12 protein-coding genes and 1 riboswitch are annotated in these 13,675 nt (G+C 67.9%); of the genes, 2 read left to right on the forward strand and 10 right to left on the reverse strand.

From position 1 onward, the window contains the following. The first annotated feature begins 25 nt into the window (after positions 1–25). Positions 26–1,234: a glycerate kinase gene (locus AB0I66_RS15195; protein WP_363208285.1), complete on the forward strand. Its 1,209-nt coding sequence runs from the start codon at positions 26–28 to the stop codon at positions 1,232–1,234. On the opposite strand, the gene AB0I66_RS15200 is transcribed toward AB0I66_RS15195, so the two are convergent. From AB0I66_RS15200 to AB0I66_RS15225, 6 genes are all read right to left on the reverse strand, one after another. After that, positions 1,186–2,583, reverse strand: coding sequence for an aminotransferase class V-fold PLP-dependent enzyme (locus AB0I66_RS15200; protein WP_363208286.1), 1,398 nt, complete (start codon positions 2,581–2,583; stop codon positions 1,186–1,188). The genes AB0I66_RS15195 and AB0I66_RS15200 overlap by 49 nt on opposite strands. A gap of 167 nt (positions 2,584–2,750) precedes the next feature. Further along, positions 2,751–2,867, reverse strand: a riboswitch (SAM riboswitch). Between the two features lie 74 nt (positions 2,868–2,941). After that, positions 2,942–4,006 (reverse strand): anthranilate phosphoribosyltransferase, encoded by a 1,065-nt coding sequence (trpD, locus tag AB0I66_RS15205; protein WP_363208287.1) that lies wholly within the window; start codon positions 4,004–4,006, stop codon positions 2,942–2,944. Between the two features lie 136 nt (positions 4,007–4,142). After that, positions 4,143–5,774 (reverse strand): cytochrome bc complex cytochrome b subunit, encoded by a 1,632-nt coding sequence (locus AB0I66_RS15210; protein ID WP_363208288.1) that lies wholly within the window; start codon positions 5,772–5,774, stop codon positions 4,143–4,145. Then, positions 5,771–6,826, reverse strand: coding sequence for a Rieske 2Fe-2S domain-containing protein (locus AB0I66_RS15215; protein ID WP_363208289.1), 1,056 nt, complete (start codon positions 6,824–6,826; stop codon positions 5,771–5,773). The genes AB0I66_RS15210 and AB0I66_RS15215 overlap by 4 nt, the downstream gene beginning before the upstream one ends. Continuing rightward, the gene (locus AB0I66_RS15220) at positions 6,823–7,632 is read right to left on the reverse strand and encodes a c-type cytochrome (RefSeq protein ID WP_363208290.1); all 810 of its coding nucleotides are present in this window, start codon (positions 7,630–7,632) and stop codon (positions 6,823–6,825) included. Before AB0I66_RS15220 ends, AB0I66_RS15215 begins: the two co-directional genes overlap by 4 nt. An 82-nt stretch (positions 7,633–7,714) precedes the next feature. Continuing rightward, the gene (locus AB0I66_RS15225) at positions 7,715–8,335 is read right to left on the reverse strand and encodes a heme-copper oxidase subunit III (protein ID WP_363208291.1); all 621 of its coding nucleotides are present in this window, start codon (positions 8,333–8,335) and stop codon (positions 7,715–7,717) included. Between the two features lie 179 nt (positions 8,336–8,514). On the opposite strand from AB0I66_RS15225, the gene AB0I66_RS15230 reads away from it, so the two are divergent. After that, positions 8,515–8,916 (forward strand): hypothetical protein, encoded by a 402-nt coding sequence (locus tag AB0I66_RS15230; protein ID WP_363208292.1) that lies wholly within the window; start codon positions 8,515–8,517, stop codon positions 8,914–8,916. Between the two features lie 60 nt (positions 8,917–8,976). Here AB0I66_RS15230 and AB0I66_RS15235 read toward each other — a convergent pair whose 3' ends face one another. The 4 genes from AB0I66_RS15235 to coxB form a co-directional block, all read right to left on the reverse strand. Continuing rightward, positions 8,977–10,224: an Ig-like domain-containing protein gene (locus AB0I66_RS15235; RefSeq protein WP_363208293.1), complete on the reverse strand. Its 1,248-nt coding sequence runs from the start codon at positions 10,222–10,224 to the stop codon at positions 8,977–8,979. Positions 10,225–10,358: 134 nt separating this feature from the next. Next, the gene (locus AB0I66_RS15240) at positions 10,359–10,757 is read right to left on the reverse strand and encodes a cytochrome c oxidase subunit 4 (protein ID WP_363208294.1); all 399 of its coding nucleotides are present in this window, start codon (positions 10,755–10,757) and stop codon (positions 10,359–10,361) included. Next, positions 10,754–12,490, reverse strand: coding sequence for a cytochrome c oxidase subunit I (gene ctaD / locus AB0I66_RS15245; protein WP_363208295.1), 1,737 nt, complete (start codon positions 12,488–12,490; stop codon positions 10,754–10,756). Before ctaD ends, AB0I66_RS15240 begins: the two co-directional genes overlap by 4 nt. Then, entirely contained in the window at positions 12,487–13,449 is a 963-nt protein-coding gene (gene coxB, locus AB0I66_RS15250; protein WP_363208296.1) for a cytochrome c oxidase subunit II, read from the reverse strand. The genes ctaD and coxB overlap by 4 nt, the downstream gene beginning before the upstream one ends. Positions 13,450–13,675 lie beyond the last annotated feature (226 nt).

Raw genomic sequence — 13,675 nt, forward strand, 5'->3', positions numbered from 1 at the left:
CCTTGAACCCACTCTGGAGACCCACGTGCTGACCCACTTCGCCATCGCCCCTAGCGGTTTCAAGGAGTCTCTGTCCGCGCAGTCCGCGGCCGAGGCCATCGCCGAAGGAGTACGCCGCGTCGTCCCGCACGCCGAGACCGATCTGATCCCGTTGGTGGACGGCGGCGAGGGCACCGCGCGCGCCCTGGCCGCCTCGGGCGGCGGCCGTCTGGTCGCGCTGCCCGCCACCGGGCCCGTCGGCCAGCGGATCGGCACGCACTTCGCGCTGCTCCCGGACGGCACGGCGGTGGTGGAGATGGCGGCCGTGGCCGGGCTCTCGCTGGTCCCCCGCGATCTGCGCGACCCGGGCGCCACGACGACGTACGGCGTCGGGGAACTGATCGGCGCCGCCCTGGACGCGGGCGCCCGCCGCATCCTGGTGGGCTGCGGCGACTCCGGCACGTCGGACGGGGGCGCGGGGGCGCTTCAGGCACTCGGCGCCCGGCTCCTGGACGCGGACGGCTGGGAACTGCCGCGTGGCGGGCGGGAGTTGACCCGGCTGAGCCGCATCGACCCCACGGGCCTCGACCCCCGCCTGCGGGACACCGAGATCCGCGTCGCCTGCAACCCCTTCAACGTCCTGACCGGCGAGCGCGGCGTCGCCCGCGTCTTCGGCCCCCAGAAGGGCGCCACGCCCGCCCAGGTCGAACAGCTGGCGGCGGGCCTCGAACACTGGGCGCACGTCCTGACCCGCGACCTGCGTGCCACCGGGGACCTCGCCCTCGGCCCCGGCACCGGCGCGTCCGGCGGCCTGGGAGCCGGCCTCGCGGCCCTCGGCGCCCAGCTGCTCCCCCGCTTCGACGTCCTCCTGGACCACCTGGACCTGAACGCGCGCCTGGCCCGCGCCGACCTCGTCGTCACCGCCGAGGGCGCCCTCGACCACCAGACGCCCCGCGGCAAGGTCCCCGCCGAAGTGGCACGCCGCGCGAAGCGGTTCGGCCGCCCGGTGCTGGTCCTGGCGGGCACCATCGGCCAGGGCGCCCATCACGTACGGGCGGAGGGCGTGGACGCCTACAGCGCGATTCTGCCCGCGCCGGTCTCGCTCACCGAAGCGCTCGGCCGCGGCGGCGAATTCCTCACCGACGCTACCGAGCGCGCCCTGCGGATGATCGTCCTGGGATCACGCCTGAAGGGACGGGCCAAGGCTCAGGCGGCGTTGGTGTCCGGCACGCAACGCCCGTCCTCGGTGCGGTAGTTCCAGCGCGCGCCGTCCGCCACGAGCTCCTTGACGGCGCGCACGAAGCGCTCCACGTGCTCGTCGGGGGTGCCCGCGCCGAAGCTGACGCGGATGGCGTTCAGCGACTTCTCGCCGGGCGCGGCCTCGGGCGCCCCGCACTCGCCCTGGGTCTGCGGGTCGCTGCCGAGGAGGGTGCGCACCAGCGGGTGGGCGCAGAAGAGGCCGTCGCGCACGCCGATGCCGTACTCGGCGGAGAGCGCGGCGGCGAAGTGCGAGCTGTTCCAGCCGTCGACGACGAAGGAGATGACGCCGACGCGCGGCGCGTCGTCGCCGAAGAGCGAGAGCACCTTCACCGCGGGCACCTCGGCGAGGCCCTCGCGCACCTTCGCGATGAGGTGACGCTCACGGGCGACGAGCTCGTCGAAGCCCGCCTCGGTGAGCGCCTTGCAGGCGGCGGCGATGGAGTACACGCCGATGACGTTCGGCGAGCCGGCCTCGTGCCGCGCGGCGGTGTCGTGCCACTCGACGTCCACGCCGCCGTCGGTACGCCGCGCGACCTTCCGCGAGGCGCCGCCGCCGGCGAGGTACGGCTCGGCCGCCTTCAGCCAGTCGGAGCGGCCCGCGAGGACGCCGGAGCCGAAGGGCGCGTACAGCTTGTGGCCGGAGAAGGCGACCCAGTCGACGTCGAGCTCGCTGATGGAGACCGGGTGGTGCGGCGCGAGCTGCGCGGCGTCCAGGACGATGCGGGCGCCGTGCGCGTGGGCGGCGGCGGCGAGCTCCTTGACCGGCCACAGCTCACCGGTGACGTTCGAGGCGCCGGTCACGCAGACCAGGGCGGGCCCGTAGGGATCGCGGTCGGCGAGGGCGCGCTCCAGGGTGGCGACGGCTTGGTCGGCGGTGCGCGGGGCGTTGAGGTACGTCACGCGGGCGTCGCGCCACGGGAGCAGCGAGGCGTGGTGCTCGGTCTCGAAGACGAAGACCTGGCAGTCGGCGGGCAGCGCGGCGGCGAGCAGGTTGAGCGAGTCGGTGGTCGAACGGGTGAAGACGACCTGGTCGTCCTCGCGGCAGCCGAGGAACTCCGCGACGGTGACCCGGCTGTTCTCGAAGAGGTCGGTGGAGAGCTGCGAGAGGTAGCCGGCACCGCGGTGCACGCTGCCGTAGTACGGCGCGTAGGCGGCCACGTCGTCCCACACCCGCTGCAGGGCCGGGGCGCTGGCCGCGTAGTCGAGCGCCGCGTAGGTCACCTCGCCGCCGGTGACGAGCGGCACGGTGACGTCACGGCCGAGCACCGGAAGCGGCGCGGCACAGCAGGGGTCGGCGGACTCGGCGGAGGCGGCTTCGGTGGTGGCGACGATGCGTGCGGACATGGCGAACTCCCGTGGGAAGGCAGGCGAGTTCACTGCGAGAGCGCGCATACGGCGCCGCAGTGACGAAGAGAAAAAGGGGTGCGGAAAAGGGGCCGGAAAGCCCTATCGCATTCGCTTGCTCACGAGACTGCTCCCTTGAGGACCAGGACCCCAGGGTTGTTCGCAGGGGTCCGCGCTTGCCATGGACCTTGCTGTCCACGGCCTGGTCTTCACCCGGGGCACCCCGCCACGGACGGAGGGTTGCCGGACAGCGAGCCGGGGCCTAATCGCTGTCACTCATGACCTGCGCAGCATCTTGCCACACGATCTTCCCGGTGCCCACCGCAGTCCGGAATACGGACTGCGGTGTGCGCCACATTCACCGGTTGCTGGCCGCCACCCACAGCTCGAGGGCCTTCTTCGCCGACCCGGAGTCGATCGACTCCGCCGCCTTCGCGATGCCGGCGCCGATCTGTTCCACCAGGGTCCCCTCGCCCGGCGAGAGGGCCACCAGGGCCGCCGCCGTGTTGAGCAGGACGGCGTCCCGCACAGGGCCCTGCTCGCCGTCCAGGAGGCGCAGCGCCACCTCGGCGTTGTACGAGGCGTCGGCGCCCCGCAGCGCCTCGACGGGGACGAGGTCGATGCCCACGTCCCGCGGGTCGAAGGCCTCCTCGCGCACGGCTCCGTCCCGCACCACCCAGACCCGCGACGTCGCCGTGGTCGTCAGCTCGTCGAGACCGTCGTCGCCGCGGAAGACCAGGGAGGAGTTGCCGCGCTCGGCGAAGACCCCGGCCACGATCGGCGCCATCCTCGGGTCGGCGACGCCGACCGCCTGGGCGCGCACCCTGGCCGGGTTGGTGAGCGGACCCAGCGCGTTGAAGACGGTCCGGATGCCCAACTGGCTGCGCGCCGCTCCCGCGTGCCGCAGCGCCGGGTGGAACTTCACGGCGAAGCAGAAGGTGATCCCGGCTTCCTCGGCCACCTCGACGACCCGCTTCAGCGGCAGCTCCAGGTTCACCCCGAGCTTCTCCAGGACGTCGGAGGCACCCGAGGCACTGGAGGCCGCGCGGTTGCCGTGCTTGACGACCTTCGCGCCCGCGCCAGCGGCCACGATCGCGGACATCGTGGAGATGTTGACGGTCTTGGCGCCGTCACCGCCGGTGCCGACGATGTCGACGGTCCGCCCCGGCACCTCGATCACGTTGGCGTGCTCGTACATCGTGCGGACGAGGCCGGAGATCTCCTCCACGGTCTCGCCCTTGGCCCGCAGCGCGACGACGAAGCCGGCGATCTGCGCGTCGGTCGCCTCGCCCCGCATGATGCGGTCCATGGCCCAGGCCGTGTCCTCGGTGCTCTGGTCACGTCCTTCGAGCAGTCCGTTCAGCACACCCGGCCAGGAACGGGCCGCCGCGGTGTTGCCTCCTGCGGGGGTCACAGCGCTCATCTGCCGCTCCTGGGTTCGTCTAGACACGGGACAGGAACACCTTATCCAGCCCGGGGGACGGCAAAGAGCCCCGTCCATGCAGTGGAACGCATGGACGGGGCTCTCGCCGTGGCGACCTTGTCAGAGTCTCAGGTGATCAGTGGTGACCGTGGCCGCTGGTGATCTCCTTGTACTCCTCGGTGGTGGGCTTGGGGATCTGGTTGTCCTCCCCGTAGTAGCCCTTGCTGAGCTTGGCCCGGAGCTTCTGCGAACCGGACACCTTGCGCTCGACGCCGTTCTCGTCGACCCCGGGGCCGATCTCGAGCGGCGCGTACTGCTCGTGCGCGGTGAGCGTGTGCAGCTGCTCCTGGTTGAGCGGCTCGTGGACCTCGATGAACTCACCGTGCGGCAGGCGCTTGATGATGCCCGACTCGCGGCCGTGCAAGACCTTCTCCTTGTCACGCCGCTGCAGACCCAGGCAGATCCGCTTGGTGATGATGAAGGCGAGGACCGGTGCCACGAAGAAGGCGATGCGCACGAACCAGGTGATCGAGTTGATCGACAGGTGGAAGTGCGTGGCCCAGAGGTCGTTTCCACCACCGATGAGCAGCACCATGTACCAGGTGATCCACGCGACGCCGAAGCCCGTACGGGTCGGGACGTTGCGCGGGCGGTCCAGGATGTGGTGCTCGCGCTTGTCGCCGGTGACCCAGGACTCGATGAACGGGTAGACCGCGATCGCGACCAGGACCAGCGGGAAGATCACCAGCGGGATGAACACGCCCAGGACGAGCGTGTGACCCCAGGCGTTGATCTCCCAGCCCGGCATGACACGGATCAGGCCTTCGGAGAAGCCCATGTACCAGTCGGGCTGCGCTCCGGTGGAGACCTGGTCCGGACGGTAGGGACCGAGCGCCCAGATCGGGTTGATCGTGGCGATCGCCGAGATGGCCGCGATCACACCGAAGACCAGGAAGAAGAAGCCTCCGGCCTTCGCCATGTAGACCGGCAGCAGCGGCATGCCGACGACGTTCTTGTTCGTCTTGCCGGGACCCGCGAACTGGGTGTGCTTGTGGTAGAAGACCAGGATCAGGTGCGCCACCACGAGCCCGAGCATGATGCCCGGCAGCAGCAGGATGTGCACCGAGTAGAACCGGGCCACGAAGTCGCCGCCGGGGAACTCCCCGCCGAACAGGAACATCGCCAGGTACGTGCCCACGATCGGCACGGACAGGACGGCGCCCTGCATGAAGCGCACACCGGTACCGGAGAGCAGGTCGTCGGGGAGCGAGTAACCGGTGAAGCCGGTGAACATGCCCAGGACGAACAGCAGGAACCCGAAGACCCAGTTGACCTCGCGGGGCTTGCGGAAGGCACCCGTGAAGAAGACGCGCATCATGTGCACGAACATCGCCGCGAGGAAGATCAGCGCCGCCCAGTGGTGGATCTGCCGGATCAGCAGACCACCGCGCACATCGAAGCTGATGTGCATGGTCGAGTTGAACGCCTCGGACATCAGCTGGCCCTGCAGCGGGATGTAGCTGCCGTGGTACTCCACCTCGTTCATCGACGGGTGGAAGAACAGGGTCAGGTACACACCCGTGAGGATGATGATGATGAAGCTGTAGAGGCAGATCTCACCGAGCATGAAGGACCAGTGGTCCGGGAAGATCTTGCGCATGTTGGCCTTGGCCAGGGAGTAGATCCCCAGACGTCCGTCGGCCCAGTCGGCCACCCGCTCTCCGGCGGGCGCCTCCTTCTTACGCGTCTCAGTCGTCTTAGTGCTCATCCGCGCTCCCAGAAAGCAGGACCGACGGGCTCAGCGAAGTCGCCGAGCGCCTCGAGGTAGCCCTCTTCGTTCACGCCGATGCGCAGCTGCGGCAGCGCGTGACCGGCCGGGCCGAAGATCACTCGGGCACCGTCGGAGAGGTCGAAGGTGGACTGGTGGCACGGGCAGAGGACGTGGTGCGTCTGCTGCTCGTACAGGGAGATCGGGCAGCCGACGTGGGTGCAGATCTTGGAGTACGCGACGACACCGTCGTGCGACCACTCGAGCTCCTGCTTGTCCTTGATGTTGTCCGGCTGGATCCGGACGATCATCAGGGCCGCCTTGGCGATCTCCTTCTGGAAGTCGTGGTCGTGCTCCTCCAGGCCCTCGGGCTTGGCGAAGGTCAGCGAACCGACCTGCACGTCCGACGGACGCAGCGGCTCGTTCGTGTTCATGTTCACGAGCAGCTTGCCCTTGGCCCACAGGGTGTGCCGCAGCTTGTCCTCCGGCAGCGGACCGAGGTCGCGCAGCAGGACGACGCCGGACAGCGGCACCATGGCCAGCGCGCCGAACATCGTGTTGCGGATCAGCTTGCGACGGCCGAACTGCGACTCCGCGGCACCGGCCTTGAAGTCGGCCATGACCTTGGCCTTGACCTCGGGCTCGGCCTCGATCGGGTGCCGCTCGTCGGCGACCTCCACGTCGGACATCAGGGTGCGGGCCCAGTGGACCGCGCCCGCGCCGATGCAGAAGAGCGCGATGCCGAGGGTCATTCCCAGGGAGAAGTTCAGCGCGCTGATGTGGCCGATCGGCCAGATGTAGACGCGCTTGTCGACCGGGAACGCCACGTACGAGGCGATGAAGCCGATCGTGGCGAGCATCGACAACGTGAACAGGAAGGCGACCGCACGCTCGGACCGCTTGGCGGCCCGCTCGTCGATGTCCTGGACACGGTGCTCATGGGGCGGAAGGCCCGGGTCGGCGAACGGGTTCTCGTCCGCGACCGCCACCGAGCCGTGCTCGGTCTCCTGCACGCTGGGCAGGTTCTCTTCTGATTTCTCTTGGCTACTCATGACTTCTTGGCCTTTGCGGTCCGAGCGGCGACCCACACGGCGACCGCGATCAGCGTGCCGAGACCGAAGATCCAGCCGAACAGGCCTTCACTGACCGGACCCAGTCCACCCAGCTTGAGACCGCCAGGGCTCTCGGTCTGTTCGCCGTTGACCGCGTCGAGGTACGCGATGATGTCCTTCTTGTTCTTCTCCGGCATCACGGTGTCGGGGAAGGACGGCATGTTCTGCGGGCCGGTCTGCATGGCCTCGTAGATGTGCTTCGGGGAGACATCCTCCAACGAAGGAGCGAACTTGCCCTTCGTCAACGCGCCGCCCTCACCGGTGAAGTTGTGGCACTGCGCGCAGTTGGTGCGGAACAGCTCGCCACCCTTGGCGATGTCCGCCCCGTCCGGGCTGTACTGCTTCTCGGTGGGGACGGTCGGGCCCGCGCCCAGCGAGGCGATGTACGCCGCGAGCTGGTCGATCTGGGCCTGGTTGTAGATGGCCTTCTTCTTCGGCGCCTGGGCGCCCGGCTGCTGCAGCGGCATACGGCCGGTGCTGACCTGGAAGTCGACGGCGGCTGCGCCGACGCCCACCAGGCTAGGACCGTCGGAGGACCCCTGACCGCCGGTTCCGTGGCAGCTGGAGCAGCCCACGGAGTACAACTTCTTGCCCTCGTCGATGGCGAGGGACTGGGCGGTGTCGTCGGCCTGCGCCTTGTCCGCGGGTGCGAACGCGGCGTACAGCCCCCCGGTGGCCGCCAGCGCGAGGAGTAGGACGACGACCGCCGCCAGCGGGTGGCGTCGTCGTGCGGAGAGCTTTTTCACGGATTACCCCGGTGTCAGGATCTTCTGCGTCGATGCTTCTGGAATGAGTCGGAACGTCGGGCCCGGCTGGGCCCGGCCCCGTTTACTTGATCATGTAGATCGTGGCAAAGAGACCGATCCAGACAACATCGACGAAGTGCCAGTAGTAGGACACGACGATGGCTGCGGTCGCCTGCTCATGGGTGAACCTCTTGGCCGCGTACGTCCTGCCGAGGACCAGCAGGAAGGCGATGAGACCGCCTGTCACATGCATGCCATGGAAGCCGGTGGTCAGGTAGAACACCGATCCGTACGGGTCGGACGAGAGCGAGAGACCCTCGTGCTTGACCAGCTCGGTGTACTCGAAGACCTGACCGCCGATGAAGACCGCACCCATGATGAAGGTGACGATGAACCACATCCGGAGCTTCTTCACGTCACCACGCTCAGCGGCGAACACGCCTAGCTGACACGTGAGAGAAGAGAGCACCAGGATCGTGGTGTTCGTCGCCGAGAACGGGAAGTTCAGCGCGGACGCCATTTCCTTCCAGTGCTCAGGTCCTGTCACCGATCGCAGGGTGAAGTACATCGCGAAGAGGGCCGCGAAGAACATCAGCTCGGAACTCAGCCAAATGATGGTTCCGACGCTGGTGAGGTTCGGCCGATTGACCGGCGGGTGCGCGTGCCCGGTATCTACTGTCGTTGCTGTCGCCACGACCGACATTATGTCGGTCGCTTATCCCGCCCTCACCCCGGGGGGTGCCGTTCGGAGTGTCTGCGGGGTGTGTCCTGCCCGTATGGCCCATCGAAGGGCTGTCCGAACCGCTGTTGACGGGGTGTCCGGAGAGGTAGCATCCGCGCATCGGTCCCCGGCCGAGAGCCCCTCAACGAAGCGGAGGAACCATGCAGCCGACCGCCACGGTGCTGGTCTACAGCGACAACGCGAGCACCCGCGAGCAGGTCAGGTTGGCCACCGGACGCAGGCCGGCGGCGGACGTTCCCGCGGTCGAGTTCATCGAGTGCGCGACGCTGCCCGCCGTGCTGAAGGAACTCGACCGGGGCGGCATCGACGTCTGCGTCCTGGACGGCGAGGCCACCCCCGTCGGCGGCATGGGGGTCTGCCGTCAGCTCAAGGACGAGATCTTCCGCTGCCCGCCCGTGCTCCTGCTCATGGGACGCCCGCAGGACGCCTGGCTGGCCACCTGGAGCCGCGCGGAGGCCGCGGTGACCCTTCCGGTCGATCCGGTCGAGTTCGCGAACTCCCTGGCCTCTCTCCTGCGCGAGAAGCTGGCCGTCCAGGCCTGACGCCACGGCAGAAGGCCCCGCGCCTCGGCACGGGGCCTTCTGTGCTGTTCTGCGGAGCCGCTAGACCTGCGGCCGCAGCCGGGCCGCGTCGAGCGCCGTGGGGCCGTCCTTGGCGCCGCCGAGGAGCGCGCTGCCGTCCCGCCAGTTCTTCCAGTCGACGTTCCAGTCGCCGAAGCCGTTGCCGAACGGGTCCATGTCCGCACCCAGGCTGTTGACGACCCGTACGAGGTCACCCTGCCGGACGGTCTCGTAGAACCAGGCGGCGTCGCCGGTGCTCATGCCCGTGCAGCCGTGGCTGGTGTTCGCGTTCCCCTGTGAGCCGACCGACCAGGGGGCGGCGTGCACGTACTCACCGGAATCGGTGACCCGCGTCGCGTAGTAGACCATCTTGTCGTAGAAGTCCGATGCGCCGATGCTGGCACTGGTCATACGTACGGAGTACTCCTTGCCCAGCACCACCTTGACGCCGTTGCGCGTGGAGTAGCCGGGCTTGCCCGTCGTCACCGGCATGGAGTTGATCTCCTCGCCGTTGCGGTAGACCGTCATCCAGTGCGAGCCGGCGTCCGTGACGGCCTCGACGCGGTCGCCGATGGTCATGCGCAGCGGCTTGGCCTCGCCGCCCCAGAGCTTGTCGCGGACCTTGATGCCCGCGAGGTTGCTGCGGACGTTGACGGTGGCGCCCACGGGCCAGTACTCCTTGGGACGGTAGTGCAGCGTCTTGCTGTCCACCCAGTGCCACACGCCCTTCGTGGCGGGCTGCGTCTCGACCTTCAGCGCGCGCTCCACGATGGCCCTGGCCTTCTTGTCCTTCACCTTGGCGCTGAGCTTGGCCGTGACCGGCTGCCCCACCCCGTACTTGCCCGATTCGGGGCCGAAGGTGACGTCGAGCCGCTTCTTCTTGGCCGCCTCGTTCGTGTCGAACGCGAGGACCTTGCGGCCCGGTGAGCCCTCCTCGTCCTCCGTGCTGACCCGCACCGTGTAGTGCGCGCCCGCCGCGAGAGGCTCCGTGCTGTGCCACCGGGCGCCGTCGGCCGCGAGTTCACCCGCCACGTACCGCCCCTGCGCGTCGGTGGCCGTCACATCGGTGATGCGCCCGTCCTCGCCCTGGGCGGTGACCTCCAAGGGCTTGTCCGGATCCGCCTTCTGACTGCCCACCGGGCCGTTGAAGGCGATCTGGCCCGCCGCGTCGTACGGCTTCGCCGAGAGCGGATGGCCGTCGGAGCTGCCGCACGCCGTGGTTCCCACCCCGAGGGCGGCCACCAGCATGGTGCAGCTCAGTACCGTGCGGATTCGCGGTGAGTGGCTCATGAACACACGGTATGAACGTTCCCGGGCTCCGGCGCGCCGAGTGACCCGTACGAGTGTCAAGCGCGACACGCCGAAGGGCCCGGACACTCCTGACGGAGTGTCCGGGCCCTTCGGTGGAGCGGGAAGTCACAGACTCACTGGGTCTGGTTCTCGCCCCGGTAGTACTCGAAGACCCAGCCGAAGAGGCCGATCATCAGGATGGGGGCCGAGAAGTACAGCAGCCACCAGCCGAAGACGACGCCCATGAAGGCGAGCGCGCCACCGATGGCCAGCGAGAGCGGCTGCCAGCTGTGCGGGCTGAAGAAGCCCACCTCGCCGGCCTCGTCCGCTACGTCGGCCTCCTTGTTGTCCTGTGCGGCCGCGTCGACACGCCGGGCCGTGAAGGCCAGGTAGTAGCCGATCATGATGCACAGGCCGAAGGCCAGGAACAGCGCGGTCGTACCCGCCGGCTCCTTGGACCACCAGCCGTAGACGATCGCCATGACGAGCACGAAGACGCTCAGCCAGATGAACATCTTGCCTTGGACCTTCACTTGCCGGCCTCCTTGCCGCCCGCGAGCGCCTTGTCACCGTGGCCGCTGTTCTCGAGCTGGTCGAGAGCCGCGATCTCAGGGTGATGCAGGTCGAACGCCGGGGATTCGGAACGGATCCTCGGCAGGGTGAGGAAGTTGTGCCGCGGCGGCGGGCAGGACGTCGCCCACTCGAGCGAACGGCCGTAGCCCCACGGGTCGTCGACCTCGATCTTCTTGCCGTACTTGGCCGTCTTCCAGATGTTGTAGAAGAACGGCAGGATCGACAGGCCGAGCAGGAACGAGGAGATCGTCGAGATCGTGTTCAGCGCGGTGAAACCGTCGGCCGCGAGGTAGTCCGCGTAACGACGCGGCATGCCCTCGGCGCCCAGCCAGTGCTGCACCAGGAACGTGCCGTGGAAGCCGATGAACAGCGTCCAGAAGGTGATCTTGCCGAGCCGCTCGTCCAGCATCTTGCCGGTGAACTTCGGCCACCAGAAGTGGAAGCCGGAGAACATCGCGAAGACCACGGTGCCGAAGACGACGTAGTGGAAGTGCGCGACCACGAAGTACGAGTCGGAGACGTGGAAGTCCATCGGCGGCGAGGCCAGGATGACGCCGGTCAGACCACCGAAGGTGAAGGTGATCAGGAAGCCGACGGCCCAGAGCATCGGTGTCTCGAAACTCAGTGAGCCCTTCCACATCGTTCCGATCCAGTTGAAGAACTTCACGCCTGTCGGGACGGCGATCAAGAACGTCATGAAGGAGAAGAACGGTAGGAGCACGCCTCCGGTGACGTACATGTGGTGCGCCCACACGGTCACGGAGAGACCCGCGATGGCGATCGTCGCGCCGATCAGACCCATGTAGCCGAACATCGGCTTCCGGGAGAAGACCGGGATGACCTCGGAAATGATTCCGAAGAATGGCAACGCGATGATGTACACCTCTGGATGGCCGAAGAACCAGAAGAGGTGTTGCCATAGCAGCGCGCCACCGTTGGACGCGTCGAAGATATGGGCGCCGAATTTACGGTCCGCCTCCAGGGCGAACAGCGCGGCGGCCAGCACCGGGAAGGCCAGCAGGACCAGAACCGCGGTCAGCAGGACGTTCCACACGAAGATCGGCATCCGGAACATCGTCATGCCGGGTGCGCGCATGCAGATGATCGTGGTGATGAAGTTGACCGAGCCGAGGATCGTGCCGAAGCCGGAGAAGGCCAGACCCATGATCCACATGTCGGCGCCGATGCCCGGCGAGCGGACGGCGTCCGACAGCGGAGAGTAGGCGAACCAGCCGAAGTCGGCCGCACCCTGCGGGGTGAGGAAGCCGCCCACCGCGATGAGCGAGCCGAAGAGGTACAGCCAGTACGCGAACATGTTCAGCCGCGGGAACGCCACGTCGGGCGCGCCGATCTGCAGCGGCATGATCCAGTTCGCGAATCCGGCGAACAGCGGCGTCGCGAACATCAGCAGCATGATCGTGCCGTGCATCGTGAACGCCTGGTTGAACTGCTCGTTCGACATGAGCTGCGAGCCGGGACGAGCGAGTTCGGCGCGCATGAAGAGCGCCATGACGCCGCCGATGCAGAAGAACGCGAACGACGTGACCAGGTAGAGCGTGCCGATGGTCTTGTGGTCGGTGGTCGTCAGCCACTTGATCACCACATTGCCCGGCTGCTTGCGCCGTACCGGCAGCTCGTTCGCGTACGAGTCTTCTGCTGCCGCGGCACCCTGAGGTTCGTTGAGGATGCTCACAGGTTGTTCGTCTCCCGGTTCTTCTCGTGCTTCGTCTGCTCGATGCCGGCCGGGATGTAACCGGTCTGGTTCTTCTTCGCCAGGTCCTCGAGGTGCTTCTGGTAGCGCTCGGGGGAAACGACCTTGACGTTGAAGAGCATCCGGGAGTGGTCGACACCGCAGAGCTCGGCGCACTTGCCCATGAAGGTGCCCTCCTTGTTCGGAGTCACCTCGAAGGCGTTCGTGTGGCCCGGGATGACGTCCTGCTTCATGAGGAACGGCACCACCCAGAAGGAGTGGATGACGTCACGCGAAGTCAGTACGAACCGGACCTTCTCGCCCTTGGGGAGCCAGAGGGTCGGGCCGGGGTTGCCGTTCTGCGGGTTCCGCTGGCCGGGCGTACCGACGTCGTAGACGCCCCCGGCGTTGGACGGGAACGCCTTCCGGAACTTGTCCGGGATGGCTTCCAGCTCCTTGGCGGACTTGGCGTCCCCCTTGTCGGAACCCGGCACGTCCTCGATGTAGTTGAAGCCCCAGCTCCACTGGTAGCCGACCACGTTGACCGTGTGGGCGGGCTTGTCCTCCAGAGCGAGGAGCTTCGTCTCATCACGTGCCGTGAAGTAGAAGAGCACCGAGACGATGATGAGAGGCACCACCGTGTAGAGCGCCTCGATGGGCATGTTGTAACGCGTCTGCGGAGGTACCTCGACCTTGGTGCGGCTGCGCCGGTGGAAGATGACACTCCACAGGATCAGACCCCAGACCAGCACGCCCGTGGCGAGCGCTGCCGCCCACGAGCCCTGCCAGAGGGAGAGGATCCGGGGAGCCTCCTCCGTTACGGGGGTGGGCATACCAAGGCGGGGAAAGTCCTTGTATGTGCAACCGGTCGCGGTTGCCAAGATCAGGCCCGCAGTCAGCACCTGCGGCAGCTTCCGCCGCATCGGGCGCCGCGACGAGCGGTCGGAGCCGTTGGGACTCACGTAGCGCCTTCCCGAGAGTCTCGGCCCGCGCGGTCGGGTGCGGCCTTCTCGGTCGTCGGTCGCCGCCCTGCGGCGGGCAGGGGTTTGGATGTTTATGCGGGCCAAACCTTACTGGACGCTATTTGGGGTCGCGCGGGGAGGGTGCCTAACGCGCCGCGGGTCACCCGGGAGGGTGGGCGCGCCGCCGCTGGCCGCTTTCTGACGGAGCTTCGGTACGCCCACCGGG

The organism is Streptomyces sp. NPDC050439 (assembly GCF_040655335.1).
Lineage (GTDB): Bacteria > Actinomycetota > Actinomycetes > Streptomycetales > Streptomycetaceae > Streptomyces.